The sequence below is a fragment of the Micromonospora sp. URMC 103 genome, assembly GCF_051386435.1.
In the GTDB taxonomy this organism is placed as follows: Bacteria; Actinomycetota; Actinomycetes; order Mycobacteriales; family Micromonosporaceae; genus Micromonospora.
On sequence record NZ_JBPQTR010000005.1, the window covers coordinates 1,601,931 to 1,617,686 of the forward strand.

13 protein-coding genes are annotated in these 15,756 nt (G+C 72.6%); 5 read left to right on the forward strand and 8 right to left on the reverse strand.

Features of this window, described 5'->3' with window-relative positions:
• Window positions 1–12: 12 nt before the first annotated feature.
• Together ACSNOA_RS20445 and ACSNOA_RS20450 are read right to left on the reverse strand one after the other, a co-directional pair.
• Entirely contained in the window at window positions 13–1,389 is a 1,377-nt protein-coding gene (locus tag ACSNOA_RS20445) for an FAD-dependent oxidoreductase (protein ID WP_436660552.1), read from the reverse strand.
• A 210-nt stretch (window positions 1,390–1,599) separates the two neighbouring features.
• Window positions 1,600–2,556 carry a cation diffusion facilitator family transporter gene (locus ACSNOA_RS20450; RefSeq protein WP_436660553.1) on the reverse strand — a complete coding sequence of 319 codons (957 nt, stop codon included), beginning with the start codon at window positions 2,554–2,556 and terminating at the stop codon, window positions 1,600–1,602.
• A gap of 194 nt (window positions 2,557–2,750) precedes the next feature.
• On the opposite strand from ACSNOA_RS20450, the gene ACSNOA_RS20455 reads away from it, so the two are divergent.
• From ACSNOA_RS20455 to ACSNOA_RS20465, 3 genes are all read left to right on the forward strand, one after another.
• Window positions 2,751–3,761 (forward strand): hypothetical protein, encoded by a 1,011-nt coding sequence (locus ACSNOA_RS20455; protein WP_436660555.1) that lies wholly within the window; start codon window positions 2,751–2,753, stop codon window positions 3,759–3,761.
• Between the two features lie 251 nt (window positions 3,762–4,012).
• Window positions 4,013–4,714, forward strand: coding sequence for a hypothetical protein (locus tag ACSNOA_RS20460; RefSeq protein WP_436660556.1), 702 nt, complete (start codon window positions 4,013–4,015; stop codon window positions 4,712–4,714).
• 65 nt (window positions 4,715–4,779) lie between these two features.
• On the forward strand, window positions 4,780–5,397 hold the full coding sequence (locus tag ACSNOA_RS20465) for a hypothetical protein (RefSeq protein ID WP_436660558.1): 618 nt from the start codon (window positions 4,780–4,782) through the stop codon (window positions 5,395–5,397).
• A 124-nt stretch (window positions 5,398–5,521) separates the two neighbouring features.
• Here the strand turns inward: ACSNOA_RS20465 and ACSNOA_RS20470 are convergent, their stop codons facing one another.
• Entirely contained in the window at window positions 5,522–8,137 is a 2,616-nt protein-coding gene (locus ACSNOA_RS20470) for a M14 family zinc carboxypeptidase (RefSeq protein ID WP_436660559.1), read from the reverse strand.
• A 367-nt stretch (window positions 8,138–8,504) separates the two neighbouring features.
• Here ACSNOA_RS20470 and ACSNOA_RS20475 point away from each other — a divergent pair, with 367 nt between their 5' ends.
• Window positions 8,505–8,636, forward strand: coding sequence for a hypothetical protein (locus tag ACSNOA_RS20475; protein ID WP_436660560.1), 132 nt, complete (start codon window positions 8,505–8,507; stop codon window positions 8,634–8,636).
• Between the two features lie 73 nt (window positions 8,637–8,709).
• Here ACSNOA_RS20475 and ACSNOA_RS20480 read toward each other — a convergent pair whose 3' ends face one another.
• The 3 genes from ACSNOA_RS20480 to ACSNOA_RS20490 form a co-directional block, all read right to left on the reverse strand.
• Entirely contained in the window at window positions 8,710–10,077 is a 1,368-nt protein-coding gene (locus ACSNOA_RS20480; protein ID WP_436660562.1) for a pyridoxal phosphate-dependent decarboxylase family protein, read from the reverse strand.
• Between the two features lie 17 nt (window positions 10,078–10,094).
• Window positions 10,095–11,246 (reverse strand): hypothetical protein, encoded by a 1,152-nt coding sequence (locus tag ACSNOA_RS20485; RefSeq protein WP_436660564.1) that lies wholly within the window; start codon window positions 11,244–11,246, stop codon window positions 10,095–10,097.
• A gap of 110 nt (window positions 11,247–11,356) precedes the next feature.
• Window positions 11,357–11,824 (reverse strand): MarR family winged helix-turn-helix transcriptional regulator, encoded by a 468-nt coding sequence (locus ACSNOA_RS20490; protein ID WP_436660566.1) that lies wholly within the window; start codon window positions 11,822–11,824, stop codon window positions 11,357–11,359.
• 214 nt (window positions 11,825–12,038) lie between these two features.
• Between ACSNOA_RS20490 and ACSNOA_RS20495 the strand changes: the two genes are divergently transcribed.
• Window positions 12,039–12,884, forward strand: coding sequence for an NAD(P)H-binding protein (locus ACSNOA_RS20495; protein WP_436660568.1), 846 nt, complete (start codon window positions 12,039–12,041; stop codon window positions 12,882–12,884).
• 45 nt (window positions 12,885–12,929) lie between these two features.
• Here ACSNOA_RS20495 and ACSNOA_RS20500 read toward each other — a convergent pair whose 3' ends face one another.
• Together ACSNOA_RS20500 and helR are read right to left on the reverse strand one after the other, a co-directional pair.
• The gene (locus ACSNOA_RS20500; protein ID WP_436660569.1) at window positions 12,930–13,298 is read right to left on the reverse strand and encodes a hypothetical protein; all 369 of its coding nucleotides are present in this window, start codon (window positions 13,296–13,298) and stop codon (window positions 12,930–12,932) included.
• A gap of 129 nt (window positions 13,299–13,427) precedes the next feature.
• Window positions 13,428–15,572, reverse strand: a complete 2,145-nt coding sequence (gene helR / locus ACSNOA_RS20505; protein WP_436660571.1) for an RNA polymerase recycling motor ATPase HelR — start codon at window positions 15,570–15,572, stop codon at window positions 13,428–13,430.
• Window positions 15,573–15,756 lie beyond the last annotated feature (184 nt).

The window sequence follows — 15,756 nt, forward strand, 5'->3', positions numbered from 1 at the left end:
GGCCCGGCTCGGTCATTGCGCGCGCCGGTTGGCGCGCAGGGCGCCCAGGATCATTTTGGGTGTGGCGAGCGACTTCGGGTGCTCGCGCATGGAGACGACCTGGTTGAACCGCCGGGCGACCCCGACGTCCGTGATCGTGGCCCGGACGATCTGGTTGCTGGCCCACCGGGAAAAGCGGTACCCGCGTGGATAGGGACCGTCCACGTGCGGCAGCGCCAGGTCGGCGGAGGTCGACATCGACCAGGCGGCGTCCACCACCACCTTCTGAAGGGCGAAGAACCGGCGCGCGGGCGCCGCCAGGTCCGGTTCCGCGCGCAGGTACGTCGAGAGGGCGGCCGCGTGCAGGGCCGCCGCGGTCATGCCCTGCCCGTAGACCGGGTTGAAGGACGCCACCGCGTCGCCGACGCTCACGAAACCGGCCGGGAACCGCTTCACCGCGTGGAAGTCCCGCCGCCGGCTGTCGGCGTGGCGGTACGTCTGCACGTCGCCGAGCATCTCGTTGGCGGCGACGGCCCCGAACTCGGGCGGGAACTGCTCGCGCAGCCGGCGGACGAAGTCGTCGGCGGTGCGTCCCGGTCGGTTGTCGCCGTAACCGGCCATCATGGCCATCCACCGGCCGTCCTCGACCGCGAAGAACGCGGCGCCGGCCACGTCGGCCGTGCCACCCGGGCTGTGCAGCGCCAGGACGATCGTCTGCTCCGGCTCCGGCTCGCCACGCCGGAAGAAGGCCGTGGCGTAGTTGAGGCCGACGGTCATCCGCCGGGTGACGGGCCGGTCCCAGCCGGCCCGCTCCAGCCAGTCGGACGCCCTGCTCGACCGTCCCATGGCGTCCACCACGAAGTCGGCGCTCTCCACGCCGGACATCCCGTCGCCCTCGCAGCGGACGCCGGTGGTCGCCGCACCGTCGAACACGAGACCGGTCGCACGGGCGGTCATGGTCTTGACGTTGGGCAGCCGCAGCACCTGTTGGCGGATGAGCCCCTCCAGAAGCGGCCGGCTGCCGGTGAGGCTGTCGGCGTCGTCGGGCACGACGACCTTCCGCCGGCCGTCGAGGTAGTTCCGCCGGCTCGCCGGCGGGGCCTCGATCGCGCCCTGCGCCAGGGCCTGCTCGCGAAAGCCCGGGAACAGGCGCTCGAGCTGGAGGAACCCGCCCGGCAGCAGCGCGTGCAGTTGCGTGCCCTGCGGCACGCCGGGCCGCGCGCCCGTCCCGTGCAGGTCGTCCCGGTCGAGGATGACGACGCTCGCCGCATGGTCGGCGAGCACCCGGGCGGCCAGCAACCCGGCCACACTGCCACCGATCACGACGGCCTTGCCCAGGACCGGGGACGGCTGCTCGGGCAGCCGCACGGCGTTCAGCTCGGCGAAGACCCGGACGGCGGAGCGGGACATGGTGCCCTCCAAGGGGGTACAGCCTGGGCCGCACCGACGCTGCCGGCGCCACCGACGGGCACACGCGGCAGGACGGACGGACGCACTACGCGCACGATCGTCGCACGTTGCCGCAACCGCTCACGCCGTCGCGGCGTCCCGACGCCCTCGGCGCGGTGCTGCCCGGAGCGAGGTCGCGGGCGGCCCGAACGTGAGTACCGCCCGACGATCTCACTCCGAGGTGGCCGGGGCGTCGGGCGCCCGGCTCCCCGTGGGGTCCAGGAAGACGTACCGGATCGTCGGGAAGAGGGCGACGAGCCGTCGCTCGGCCTCGTCGGCCGCGACCTCGACGTCGGTGCTGCTCGCCGCGGGATCGAAGTCGATCTTCGCGGCGACGAGGATGGTGTTGGGCCCCAGGTAGAGGGTGAGCAGTTGCCGGACGTGCTGGACGGTCGGCACGGCGACCAGCTCCTGCCGGATGAGGCCCCGGCCGTGGTCGGGCACCGACCGGCCGATCAGCAGGCTGACGTTGCTGTAGCCCAGGGTGGCGGCCACGCCCAGCAGCAGCACACCGATGGCGATGGACGCGAGGCCGTCCCAGACCTGGTTGCCCGTCATGTTGGTGAGCGCCACCCCCGCGGCGGCCAGCGCGAGCCCAACCAGGGCGGCGGAGTCCTCGAAGAAGACGGCCCGGACCGGCGTGTCCGGGGTCCGGCGTACCACGGCCAGGGGGTCGACCGTGAAGCGTCGGGCCCGGGCCCTGATCTGCCGGACCGAGCGCGCCAGCGAGATGGACTCCAGGATGGCCGCGACCAGGAGCACGAGGTACGCGTAGAGAGGGTTGAGCGGTCGCGGGTCGGGCGACCGGATGGATTCGATGCCCTCCTCGATCGACAGGCCGGCGCCGATGAGGAAGGTGGCCAGCGCGGCGAGCAGGGCCCAGACGAACGTCTCCCCGCCGTACCCGAAGGGCCGCTCCTCGGTCGGCTGCCGGGACCCGCGACGCAGGCCGACGAAGAGGAGCACCTCGGTGGTGGTGTCGGCCAGGGAGTGCATGGCCTCGGCCAGCATCGCGGCCGAGCCGGAGAGGAACCCCACGAGGGCCTTCAGCACCCCGACGGCGAGGTTGACCCCACCGGCCAGGACGACCGTGAAGGCACTTCCTCCGACTACGCGCGTCTGGGGCATATCCGTACTTTATTGCCCGTACTGGCCGGGCCGGCGCGGACGACGGGCACGACCCGGACGGCGGTCGCGTGTCGGAACCGGGTTCGGCGCCCACCCGATGGCACCATGGCGGTGCCGACAGGGCGAGGACCCGGGAGGTGACCGTGGCGTGGTGCCGTGGCCGACTGGCACGGGCGACGCTGCACGCGGTTCTCTTGATCGGCGGTGTCCTCGGCGCGTGGGCCCTGTGCGACGCGGTCGACGGTGACCGGGCCTCCGCGGCCCCGCCGTGCCGCTCCTGCCCCGTGGACGACCTCCTCACCCGCGCCACGGCCCTCGTCGGCGTGTCCGGTCCCGGCGACCTCGGGACCGAACGTGCGGTCGACCCGGCGACGCCGCGCGACCCCCGTACGACGGACACGTCGCCCGACCACCGTCCGGGGACGGACACGTCGCCCGACCGCCGTGCGGAGACGGACGTGCGGCGCCCGTCCCGACCCCCGGTCCGCGGGGTCGCGCCACCTCCGGCGGGCACTCCGCGACCCGCGACGCCCGTCGTCGAGGCGGTGGACGCGGCGCTCGAGGCCGGCCTGGGCACGGTCGTGAAGACCGCCGAGCCGGTGGTCACCGCGGTGGTGGCCGTCGTACGGCAGCCCGTCACCTCGACGGTCGAGGCGGTCGTCCGCCCGGTGACGGACCCGCTGACGGACGTCCTGGCACCGGTCCGCCCCGTGCCCGACGGGCCGGACCCCGTGCCCGACGAACAGGACCCCGTGCCCGACGGGCAGGACCCCGTCATCGATCCCCCGGCCTCACCCGCGGCTCCTCCCGCCGGGTCCGGTCACCCCGCAGCGACCGGGCCCGCGCACCTTCCGGTCCCGTCGCCTCCCGACGACACGCCTCGGGCCGTCCCGGCCGCGCAGCACGTCACCGCGTCGGCCGCGCCATCCGCGCCGCGATGGAAAACGCCACCGTCTCGTGACCGTTCGACGGTCGCCGCCACGGCGGCTCCCGCCGGCGGGCACCCGGAGCGGTCGCTCCACCGCGACCTCATTCCCTCCGGGGACGAGAGCACGGCCGGCGCCGGTCACGCGGGTGGGACGGACCTGGCCGACGACGCGGCGGCGTACGTGGGCGCGCCCCCTCAGCCGTCCGAGATCCGCCCGGTGACGGCGGTCGACACGCCGCCGGCTCGGCCCGGGCGGCCGGGCACCAGACCGGCCTAGCCCCGCGGCCGCAGACGCGCGCGGGGCGACACCACGACGCCCGGGGTGACACACGGTCCGGGACCACACCGCTTCCTGCTCGCGCACGAGCGGGGCCAGCCGTGCGCGCAGGTGCCGGACCGCCGCCCCACGCGCCCAGCGCCGCGTCACACGCCTCAGACACGCGGTCGACACGTGCCCGTCGTGCCGGCAGTTCCCCGTCGCTTCGTCGCCACCGAGATTCACGCACCCCGTCGTAGAAGGGAGCCCCCATGAAACCGTCCCAGGTCGTTCGCGCCCGGTGGTGCGACATCGCGGACATGGTGGACCTCATCACCCACTCGCTCGCCGGCAGTGTCATCGGCGCCTGGCTCGTCCCCGACGACCGCAGGCGCCGCATCCTCGAGCAGGTCACCCGCATCTGGACCGAACAGGCCCTGCTGTTCGGCGAGGCCTACGTCCTCGCGGACCGCTCCGCCGTCGCGGTGTGGCTGCACCGCTACGGCCCGGTGCCCGCGCTGCCCGAGTACGGGGAACGGCTCGCCACCGTGTGCGGCGATCTGGTGAACCGATTCCTCCTCCTGGACGGCGTCCTCAGCGCGCACCGCCCCACGGCTCCCCACAACCACCTGACGTTCTTCACCGTCTCGTCCCGGCGGCCCCGCACCGGCGGGGCCGCCGCGCTGCTCGCCGTGAGCAACGCCCGGATGGGGCAGACGTCGCTGCCCACCTACACCGAGGCCACCACCACCGCCGACCGGGACCTCTACGCCCGGCACGGCTACCTGCCCCGCGAACCCTTCGTGCTTCCCGACGGCAGCACGGCCTACCCGATGTGGCGCGATCCCGGTCGCCGCACGTCCACAGCGCGGAACCGGGGTTCCCGCTCGGCGGCCGGGGGCGATTCGACGCCCGGCGCAGAGATGGCCAGGTGGCCGCCGCGCTCGCGCGCGGGCCGCGACGACCACCCGTAGCCGGGACGCCCGCGGCACGACTGAAAACGCTTCCATCCCGGTCGGCGGGGGCTAGATTGTTTCCCGTGGACGATGTGGGCGCCGACGGGCAGGTGCCACCCGCGCGGTTCGTGACCACCGGCCCGGAGCGGGACGAGGTGAGCGACGCCTGGATGCTCGCCGTCGTCGACGAGGCGAAGGCCCACGGCCAGGAACGTCTGCACGCGTGGCTCATGAGCGACGCGGCCCTGCACGCGTTGTCCGCACCGGACCGCCACGACAGCGCTCCCCGGCCGACGGGCGCCTCGGCGGTCGCCGTCGCCTGGTTCGAACCGGTCGCGGCCGCCCTGGTGCGCACCCTTGACGGGCGGCAGTGCGAGGCGCACGTGGAGTCCGCCGCGATGCTGGGTCTGCCCCGCTGGTCGCCTGGCACGGCACCGCCGGACATCCGCACGTGGGCGGTACGACTGCACCCCATGGGGCTCGCCCTGCACGACCCGACGGGGCAGTCGTTCGCGCGCGGCGTCACGGACGTCGCGCCCGTCTGGACCACCACCGCCATCGACCAGGGTCGCGTCCTCGCCGTGTACGGCGTGGGTCCGCAGCCCGTCGACGGGCGGGCCGTGACCCACCCGACCGACCGTCTCACCTCCGCACAGGACGCCGCCGCGATCGCCGCGGCCTGGGTCCCGTTCGTGTACTGAGACCACCCGCCGGCGACCTTCCGCGTCCCGGGGCCGGCACGTGGACGAGGAGGGGGCCGCGTCCGGCGGGACGCGGCCCCCTCGAGGTCCGCAGATCGTGCGTGGCCTCGCCTCGACGCTCCGGCTAGCCGCGCAGCTGGCCCGGCAGCGCCGCCGCGTCCACGGTGGTCGACGGACCGTGGTAGATCGCGTTGAACAGCAGCTTGCTCGGGTCGCGGGACCAGGTGCGGAAGGTCGGCTCGCTCCCGAACGTCACGATGAGACCCTCGCCCACCTGGTGCTTGACGATGTTGGCCTTGCCGTTGAGGTGTTCCCCGCCAATGAGCCAGCCGCTCTGCAACTGCTCACCGGACTCCGGGAACGAGGAGACCACGTCGCCGCCGGCCACGTCGTACGCCTGGTCGTCCTCACCGAACCACACCGGCGTGTCCGGGCGCATCCCCCAGGCCACCGGGTCCGACGTGTCGAACCGCTGACTGAGGATGCTGCCGGGCGAGAAGAAGACGTGCTCGTCGGTGGGGAGCGCCGGGGTGATCGGCAGCGACGCGAGCTGCCGTGCCGTGGCCACCGAGTCGCCGATCGCCAGCAGCGTCCCGCCCTTCTCGACGAACGCGCGCAGCTTCGCCCAGCCGGCCTCGCCGACGCCGTACGCCCAGGACCACTCGGCCGGGTAACGGTCCCGGCTCAGGCCCGAGACGATGTCCGACCGGCTGATCCCCGCCGGCAGCACGATGGTGTCGAACTTCGCGTTGAGGTCGCCCGCGAAGTCGCCGGCGACGACCTCGGTGAAGCCGATGTCGTACTGCTCGAACAGCCACTTCATCCAGCCGCCCGGGATGTTGTTGACACCCCGGAAGAGGCCGACGCGGGTGTGGTCCTTGAGCCGCTCCGCCGCCACCCGCGGCGCCTGGCCGACAGCGGAGACGGGGATACCGGTCTTCCGGGAGACGCCCTGCAGGGCGGCCCGCGCCGCCGCCGTCGGCTCCACGATCAGGGTGCCGGGGGCGTACGTCCGCCCGGCGGCCGAGAACTCGGCGCTCGCCCGGAAGGTCTCGACGCCGGCCTTCTGCAACGCGGCGATCATCATGGCGGTGCCGTAGGACTCCGGACCGACCAGGTACGCGCCGCCGCGTCCCGGGTCGCCGGGGAACGCCGGGTTGGCCGGCTGCACCTTTTTCACCCGTACCGTCGAGGCCGTGAAGGGGTCCGCCACGGTGTCGACCTGGACGCCCAGGAGCATCGGCAGGGTCTGCGCCGTCACGTCGTACGGGTTCTGCGGCGGGCCACCGGGGTACTCGCGCAGGTCCGGGTAGTGCTGCTTCTCCAGCAGGGTCTTGGCGAACCGGCCGTAGGGCTGCGCGTACCGGATGACCCAGGAACCGGCCTCGTACCGCTTGCCGTTCGCCGTGAAGGCCGACGTCGCCTGCTCGATCTCGACCTCGCCGGTCTGCAGGGTCCTGAGCAGCTCGTACGTCGCGAACGGGTCCCGTTGCCCGGCCGGAGCCACGTAGGCGAACGGTTTGTCGGCGCTCGGCTCGACCGCGTTGCGCTGCGTACGGTAGAAGTTGTAGAGCCACTCGGTCCGGTACTTGGCGACGTTGCTCAGCGCGCCGAACACGGACGTGTCGAGGTAGTCCACGATCTGCGCGAGCGTCCAGGTGGACTTGTCGTACGGCTCGATGAAGTTGGTGTCCGGCTCCTGCGGGCCGATCGGGCCGCCGTCGCTGCTCCGGTAGGTGTAGGCGAGGTCCTGCGCGCTCGCCGCCTCGACGAGGATGCGTGGCGCGCCGTGGTAGGTCATGTACTGGCGCGACGGCGTCCAGTAGTCGTACGTCGAGCCCCAGTTCACACCCTTCTTGCCCTCGGCCGTGAGGCTGCGGGAGATCTCCATGCCGAGGGAGTTGGTCTGCTGGACGGTGATGGGGTCGATGTTCGGGTCGTTCGGCGACAGGTACGGCGGGACGAAGATCCGGCCCCGGGCGTTGCCCATCTGGTGCAGGTTCTGGACGACCTGCGGCTTCCACTCGTTCTGGAGAGCGACGCTGATCTGCGTCTCGGGCTGCGTGAACATGAACCAGTCACGGTTGTCGTCGTGCCCGATGTATTTCTGGTAGAGGTCGGGATAGGTGCGGGCGTAGTTCGTTCCCGCCGTGTAGTTGAAGTAGTCGCCCACCCACTTCGTGCCGTCCGGGCTCTGCGCCGGAATGATGAGCAGCACCACGTTGTCGAGGATCTCCGAAATCGTGGTCGACTTCTCGTCGGCGAGCCGGTGGAGAATGTTCGGGATGACCTGCGCGGTGCCCACCTCGGTCGAGTGGATCGCGGCCTCCAGCAGGAAGACCGGCTTGCTCTGCGCGGCGAGCCTCCTGGCCTCCGCCTCGGTGAGGCCCCGCGGGTCGGCCAGTCGCCGGTTGGCCTGCTTGATCCGGTCGAGGTTGCGAAGGTTGTCCCGGGAGCTGACCGTGAGGAGCGGGAACGGCAGCCCCGCCGCCGACCTGCCGATCTCCTGGTAGACCACCTTGTCGGACCGGTCCGCGACGAACTTGTAGTACCGCACCAGGTCGTCCCAGCGGGCGAGCCTGCCTTCGGCGCCGAGGGGGAAGCCGAAGAACCGCTCGGGGGTGGTGATGCGCGGCGCCGCGGTGGCGGCCGTGTCCGGGACGAGGCTGCCGCTCAGGGGCAGGGTGAGTGCAAGGAGAGCGGCCGCGGGCAGCAGGCCTCTCCTTTTCCACATGCGCATGGACATTCTCCTTGGGCTGGCCGGCATTCTGGACGGATGTCGATTCCGGGAGTGGGCCAGTAGGTGGGAGTTCCGACGGGTGTCGAATTCCGGGCAGGGTCGACCGCTCCGGGAACCGACGAGCTTCCACCGTCCTTCGACACATAGAAATATCAGGATGCGTAAGGATGGGTCAATATCTGGGGCATTACCTGAGATGCCGCTCGATGGCTCCCGTGCGGCCGTTGGCGAGGCGTGGCCGGACCGGCGCCGGACGCGAGGAGTACAACTCGGGTATCCGAAGTGTCCTCGGAACATTCACGTACGTCGTGCCGATCGTCCATACGATGCACGTGCCCGGCACTCGGGCGTATGCCGTCGAGGAAGGATGAGCGGTGCGATTCAGAAGATCCAGACACGGCGGCGAACTCGCTGCGCACCTTGGATCTACGCGCCGTACAACAACCAGTCGTTCACCGAGTACGACCGGTCGTTCACCGGCATCGGCGTGGTCCACTGACGCGTACGAGACACCGCACGGGAGCATGCGACCGCGGGACGCGTTCGGCGGTCGCACGCTCGCGGCGGCGGATTCAGGCGGCGAGGCGGGTGATGGCAGCCACCGACCGATCCACGTCCTCCTCCGTCGTGGTCGCGTTCGAGACCGAGATCCGCATCAGTCGCCGGCCCCGCCACGTCGTGCCACCGGCCCAGCAGGTGCCGTCCGCCTGCACCGCCGCCACCACCCGCTCGGTACGCGCGTCGTCGCCGAAGCCGACCAGCACCTGGTTGAGCACCACCTCGTTCGCCACGTCGAACCCGGCCGCGGCCAGCCCCTCGGCGAACCGGCGGGCCAGCGCGCAGCAGCGGTCGACCAGGGCCGCGACCCCGTCGCGACCCAGTTCCCGTAGCCCGGCCCACACGGCGAAGCCGCGCGCCCGGCGCGACGACTCGGCGGTGAGATCCGCGCCGGCCGACGCGCCGCCGGAACCGACCAGATACGCGGCGGAGTACGACATCGCGGCGGCGTGCGCCTCGGGCCTGGCACAGAACGCGAAGGCCGAGTCGTACGGCAGGTTGAGCCACTTGTGGCCGTCACATGCCCACGAGTCGGCCAGGTCCAGACCGTCGACCAGGGGCCGGGTGTCGGGGCTCGCCGCGGCCCACAGGCCGAAGGCTCCGTCGACGTGAACCCACGCACCATGGCGGCGGGCCAGGTCGCACGCCTCCCGCAGCTGGTCGCAGGCGCCGGTGTTCACGTTGCCGGCCTGAAGGCACACGATGGTGGGGCCCGTTGGCTTGGCTCGCAGCACGTCGCGCAGACACCCGAGGTCGATGGCCCCGTTCGGCCCGGCGGCGACCGGCTCCACCACGTCCGCCCCGAGGCCGAGCAGGCGCAGCGACCGGTCGATGGTCGCGTGCCGCTCCTCCCCGGCGATCACCCGGATCGGCGGCGCCCCGGGCAGCCCGCGCCGTTCCACATCCCAACCCGCGTCCGCCAGCACGTGCTGCCGGGCGGCGGCGAGCCCGACCGTGTTGGCCGCCTGGCAGCCCGTCACGAAGCCGACCGACGCCGCGGAGGGAATCCCCAGCAGGTCCTTCAGCCAGACACCGGCGGCCGCCTCGGCCGCAACGGCGGCCGGCGACGTGACGGCGTTGGTGGCGAGCTGGTCCCAACCGGCGGCGAGGATGTCGGCCGCGGTTGCCGCCGGCAGCGCGCCGCCGACCACGAAGCCGAAGTACCGCGGACCGGCGCTCGCCACGAGGCCGGGCCCGGCCGCGGCGAGCAGGTCAGCAAGCACCCGCTTCGGGGCGGTCGGCCCGGCGGGCAGCGGACCGCCGAACCCCTCGGCCAGCGCCGTCCGGTCGACGGGCACCCCGACCGGCCGGTCCCGCAACGAGCGTCGGTAGTCGGCCGCGTGCTCCGCGGCCAGGCGGAACAGTCGACTCAGGTCCTCCACGGTCCGCTCCCGGAGGACTACCGGCAGCCGCGGCCGGCGGGCGCGAACCGCAGGTCCAGGTACCGGGCCCGGTTGTTGCTGATGTCCCGGTACAGGTCCGCGATGCTCGTGCTGTTCACGTTGTAGGACACGACGAGGTCGTCCCGGCCGCTCAGCGTCGGGTGCACGGCCACGTTGTACGTGTAGATGTCACCGGCCGCGTCGGCGTCGAACTCCGGCTGCCCCTCGGGCGTGTCGTACACCGGCACACGCTCGGAGCCGGCGAAGCCGAACGGCGTCGACGCCGTGTGGACGTAGATCTCGGAGCCGAGGTAGCTGTCCGTGGTGACCAGCACGTAGTGGCCCTGGACCTGGGCGACACCGTACGAGGATCCGACCTCTTCCAGGATCACGGCGGCGTCGCCCTCGTCCGGGGACCAGCCACTGCCCGTGTAGAACTCCCAGGCGTCGTCGAGGTGGCCGACCCGGGCGCGCGCGACGTGCGCCTGCTTGCCGGGCCACTGGGTCGATCCCACACCGTAGATGTAGATGTAGTCGCCCGCGCGGAGCAGCTCCACGCCCCACTGGATCCCGTGCCCGTCGTAGGTCGGGGTGACGGCGCGCAGCCGCAGGTCGGGCAACGACAGGGTGGCGAGGTCGGTCCCGATCCACTCGAAGCCGAAGTGGCCCTCGCCGGCCGCCCGCTGCTGGAACTCGAAGACGTACAGCTTGCCGTCGTCGACGATGCCGTCGCCGTTCCAGTACCACGGCTCGTCCGTGCCGGCCGGGCCGACGATCGGCAGCGGGTTCTCCGCGGTCCCCCGCACGACGGTCTCGCTCGGCCGGCCGCTGCCGCCGTGCGCCGTCACGATCGTGTTGTGCACCGGCGCCTGCGGCGTGATGCCGCGGCCGGGCCCCACGGGGCCCACGAACGTGTCGTTGAACAGCCACGCCGTGCGACCGTCCGGCAGCGGCGTCGAGTAGGTGCCGTCACCGCCGGCCCACTCCCCCGCGCCGGCGCGGTCCCCGAAGTGCGCCCACTTCTGCTGGAGCCCGACGGCCGGGCGGGCGCCGGTCACGACCGGCTCGCAGGCGGCACCAGCGCTCGCCGGGGCCGTCGGCCCGGCCACCGCCGCCGTCGAGCCGACGAGCAGCGCGACGAGTCCTCCACAGAATCGGCTCCGGCGCATGTTCCCTCCCGATCAGGACGTCCAGGATGTCGCCAAGATCGTTCCGAGATTTCCACGGTCGTACCGATACGTCAAGATCGGCCAGCACCGAGGGCGGGCGCCCGACGGCCTCAGCCCTCGGCGTCGTGGCCGGTCGCCGGCAGGCTCGCCACGCCGCGACGCAGCGCCTCCCGGAAGTCCCGGTAGAGGTCCGGGCCGAGCGTGCTCGCGAGGTTCTGCTCGATCAGGCCCACGAGGCGGTCGGAGACCTCCATGAACGTGCGGCCCCGGTCCGTGGGGACGACCAGCTTGGCCCGGCGGTCGGCCGGGTCGGGGACGCGCCGGACGTAGCCCAGTCGCTCCAGCTCGTCGAGGATCGCGCCCATCGTCTGCTTATTCCGCCCGGCCAGGCGGGCCAGTTCGCCCGGGCGGGTGCCCTCCGGGTCGAGGTACGCGAGCACCGCGCCGTGACGCGGCCGGACGTCCGCGAAGCCCTGCTGCGCCGCCCGCGTGAAGATCTCCCGCTGGACCCCCGCGGAGAGCTGGACGGCGAGGATCCCGAGGTCGGGTTCCTGCTCCTTGCGTGTGCTGCGCTTCATATTTTGGTCCAATCATTGGACTGTCACATTCTTGGACTATATCGTCGTGACGGCACCACCGCCCGGACCTGCATGACAGTAGGCCGACCGCGGACGAGTGGGCGTGACGCCCGCCCCCGCGGCCGGGCCGTCGGCCCGGCGCGGTCGGCCCCACCGCACGACATGGACCAGCCGCGGCCCGAACACGGCCCGGCACGACCCGAAGGAAAGCGACATGACCATCTTGATCACCGGGACGACCGGCACCGTGTCGACGGAGGTCCTGCGGGAACTCGCCGGCAAGCAGCCGGTACGCGCCCTCGTCCGGGACATCTCGCGCGCACCCGACCTCGACGGCGTCGACTACGTCGTCGGCGACCTGGACCTGCCCTCCACGCTGGCGCCGGCGTTCGACGGCGTGACCACGCTGTGGCTGCTGACGCCCATGGGCCCGCTCGCACCGAGCCAGAGCATGAACGCGGTGTGGGCCGCCCGCCAGGCCGGGGTGCGGCACATCGTCCGGCTCTCGGCCATCGGCGCCGCGCACGACGCGCCCACCCGCAACGGCCGCCTGCACGCGCTCTCCGACGCCGAACTCCAGCACTCGGGCATCGCCTGGACGATCCTGCGACCGAGCCACTTCATGCAGAACCTGCTCGGCACCCTGGCCGGGGAGCACCTGTACGGGGTCCTCGGCGAGGCACGGGCCGGGGTCATCGACGTACGCGACATCGCCGCCATGGGGGCCGAGATCCTCGCCAACCCGACCCGACACGAGGGCAAGATCTACACCCCCACCGGCCCGGAGAGCGTCTCCCTTTACGAGGTGGCCGAGGAGTTCAGCCGCGCGCTGGGACGGCCGGTGAGCTACGTGCCGCAGAGCCCGGACCAGACACTCGCCGGCCTGCTCGAGGCGGGGCTCGACCGGTGGACGGCGGAGGTCCTGACCGAGTACCGGGTGGCCTACGGCTCCGGGTGGGGCGACTTCACCAACGACGACGTCGCGAGCGTCATCGGCCGGTCGCCGCGCAGCGTCGCGGAGTTCATTCGCGACCACCGCGAGCAGTTGGCCAACGCCTGACCCGACGGCGGCTTCCGGACGCGCCCTTCGGCGAAGCAAGCCCCCTCAGGCTGGAGTGGCGACGTGCGCGTCACCGCGACCGTCGTGCTGGGCGACCAGGCGCTTCGGCGCCCGGTTGCGCCAGGCGTGCGCGATGAGCTCCCGCATGCGCTCGTGCGTGACCCTGGCGAGGTCGACGCGGAGGCCCACGAAGATGCGGCCGCTGCGCCACACCTCCTCGTAGACGTCGGGCTCGTCCCGGGCCGCGCTCTCGGCCTCCGCCTGCCCGACGCACACGATCGCGTGCGCGTCGCCCCTCTCCAGGTGAGTGAGGAGCCGGTCCGCGACGCGGAAGCCGGGCAGCCGGAAGTGCGGCTGCTCCACGACGCCCGGCAGCGCCATCGCGTAGCGGCGGATGTCGGCCAGCTCGATCATGGACGGCTCCTCCCGGTGCGGTGTGACGTCAGGTTACGGCGGCCCGCCGCAGCGTGTCGGACCTCGCGCCGGTTTTCCTGCCGCGCGAGGCCCGGCACGCCGCACGCGGCCCGCCGGACCGGGACGCCGTCAGGGGGTCGTGAGGACGACGAGTTGCTGCGTGGCCCGGGTCATCGCCACGTAGCGGTCGACGGCCCCTTCGACGCCGTCGCCGAACGCCTGCGGGTCGACGAGGACGACGAGGTCGAACTCCAGCCCCTTCGACAGCTCCGGCGGCAGCGACCGGACGCGGGGCGTCGCCCGGAACGCGGGATCGCCGATGACGCACGCCGTGCCCTCGGCGTGCGCGGCGAGCCACGTGTCGAGGATCGCGTGCAGATCGGCGGCGGATCCGTGTACGACGGGGAGGTCGTTGCCGCGGATGGAGGTCGGCACGTTGGCGTCCGGGAGCACGGCCCGGATGACCGGCTCGGCCTCCGCCATCACCTTCCGGGGCGTCCGGTAGTTGATGCGCAGCGAGGCCAGGGTGATCCGGTCGAGCCCGACCCGTTCGAGCCGCTCCTGCCACGACTCGGTGAACCCGTGCCGGGCCTGGGCGCGGTCGCCCACGACGGTGAAGCTGCGGGACGGGCAGCGCAGCAGCAACATCTGCCACTCGGCGTCGGTCAGCTCCTGCGCCTCGTCCACGACGATGTGCGCGAACGGGCCGGCGAGCCGGTCCGGATCGGCGTCGGGCAGCCCGGTCTCGTCGACCAGGACGTCCCGCAGGTCCTGCTGGCGCAGCATCGTCATGAGGCCTTCGCCGTCGTCGTACGCCGCGGACGCGATCAGGTCGTCGACGACCCGGGCCATGTGCTCGCGCTGGACCGCCACGGCCGCGTCGCGCCGGCGTCGGCCCCGGGACGTCTCCGCGTCTCCGAGCCGCTGCCGTGCCGCGTCCAGGAGCGGCAGGTCGGACACCGTCCAGGCGCGGGCGTCGCCGCGCTGGAGCGTCCGGATCTCGTCGGCGCCGAGCCAGGGAGCGCATTTCCGGAGGTAGGCGGGGACCGACCACAGGTCGGCGACGACGTCGGCCGCGTCGAGCAGCGGCCAGGCACGGTGGAAGGCGGTGAGCAGCTCCCTGTTCCGCGACAGCGACCGGCGGACCAGGTCGTCCGGCTCGTCGCCGTCGTACCTGTCCATCAGGATCGTGAGCAGTTCCTCCCAGATCTCGTCGCGCGCCTCGTTGTGCGGGGTGCCGGGCCCCGGCGCCTCGAACGCCTCGGCCCAGTCCTCGGCGCCCAGCCAGATGCCGGCGTCGTCGGTCGTGACCGTCATCCCCTCGGCCGGCGGCTCCTCGTAGAACCGGACGGCCGCCTCGATCGCCTTCACGAGGTCCGCGGACGACTTCAGGCGGGCCACCTCGGGGTCGGTGTCGACGGTCGCGGCGGCGCCCTCCGGGACGAGATCCCGCAGGGTGCAGGTCTGCACGTCCTCCTCGCCGAGGCTGGGAAGGACGTCGGCGACGTAGGCGAGGTAGGGCTGGTGCGGGCCGACGAACAGCACGCCGCCGCGGCGCTGGTTGAGGCGGGGGTCGGCGTAGAGCAGGTAGGCGGTGCGGTGCAGGGCGACGACGGTCTTGCCGGTGCCCGGCCCGCCGTCCACGACGAGCGCGCCGCTCGACCCCGCGCGGATGATCGCGTCCTGGTCGGCCTGGATGGTGCCGAGCACGTCCCGCATCCGCGCCGACCGGCTGCTGCCCAGCGTGGCAATGAAGGCGGACTGGTCGTCGAGCGCGGCGTGCCCTTCCCAGCCGTCCGGGGTGAACACCTCGTCCCAGTAGTCGGTGATCCGGCCGCGGGTCCAGCGGTACCTGCGGCGGCTCGCGAGGCCCATCGGGTTGGCGTGCGTCGCCCCGAAGAACGGCTCGGCCGCGGGTGAACGCCAGTCGAGCAACAACTGACGGCCCGCGCTGTCCCGGAGGCCGAACCGGCCGACGTACACGGGCGCGGAGCCGTCCGCGCCGACCATGCGCCCGAGGCACAGGTCCAGACCGAAACGCCGCAGCCCCCGCAGTCGCGCGGTCAGCCGGCGGACCTCCTGGTCCCGGTCCGACGCCCGCTGGCCCTTCCCGGCGGCCGCCCTGCGCGCGGCGGCGAGGCGGTCGGACACGTCCGCGATCGAATGTTCGAGGCTCTCCGCGATGGCCACGAAATGCTGCTCGTCGCCGGCGGTCAGCCCCGGGTCCGCCTTGGCGGTGAGGTGATCGGGAAGGTGAAACACACTGGTGGTCAATTCGTGAATCTCATTTCTGCAGGTCCGGGCCTCGGCCGACGATTTTGCGGTACGACCCGGGTCTTGCCGCAAGCCCCCCGGTGCGCTATAAGTTAAAAGTGGGAGGGAGTTTCCCTCCCTTTTTTATTGCCCACCGCTTTCTGTTGCCTACCTGCGTGCCACGGAACGTGCGCGTTCCGCGGAC

Coding starts and splice junctions, on each gene's coding strand:
- ACSNOA_RS20490 (WP_436660566.1), bottom strand. CDS start 11,824: ATGAAGCGCAGCACACGCAAGGAGCAGGAACCCGACCTCGGGATCCTC.
- ACSNOA_RS20500 (WP_436660569.1), bottom strand. CDS start 13,298: ATGATCGAGCTGGCCGACATCCGCCGCTACGCGATGGCGCTGCCGGGC.
- ACSNOA_RS20450 (WP_436660553.1), bottom strand. CDS start 2,556: ATGCCCCAGACGCGCGTAGTCGGAGGAAGTGCCTTCACGGTCGTCCTG.
- ACSNOA_RS20475 (WP_436660560.1), top strand. CDS start 8,505: ATGAGCGGTGCGATTCAGAAGATCCAGACACGGCGGCGAACTCGCTGC.
- ACSNOA_RS20460 (WP_436660556.1), top strand. CDS start 4,013: ATGAAACCGTCCCAGGTCGTTCGCGCCCGGTGGTGCGACATCGCGGAC.
- ACSNOA_RS20485 (WP_436660564.1), bottom strand. CDS start 11,246: ATGCGCCGGAGCCGATTCTGTGGAGGACTCGTCGCGCTGCTCGTCGGC.
- ACSNOA_RS20445 (WP_436660552.1), bottom strand. CDS start 1,389: ATGTCCCGCTCCGCCGTCCGGGTCTTCGCCGAGCTGAACGCCGTGCGG.
- ACSNOA_RS20495 (WP_436660568.1), top strand. CDS start 12,039: ATGACCATCTTGATCACCGGGACGACCGGCACCGTGTCGACGGAGGTC.
- ACSNOA_RS20470 (WP_436660559.1), bottom strand. CDS start 8,137: ATGCGCATGTGGAAAAGGAGAGGCCTGCTGCCCGCGGCCGCTCTCCTT.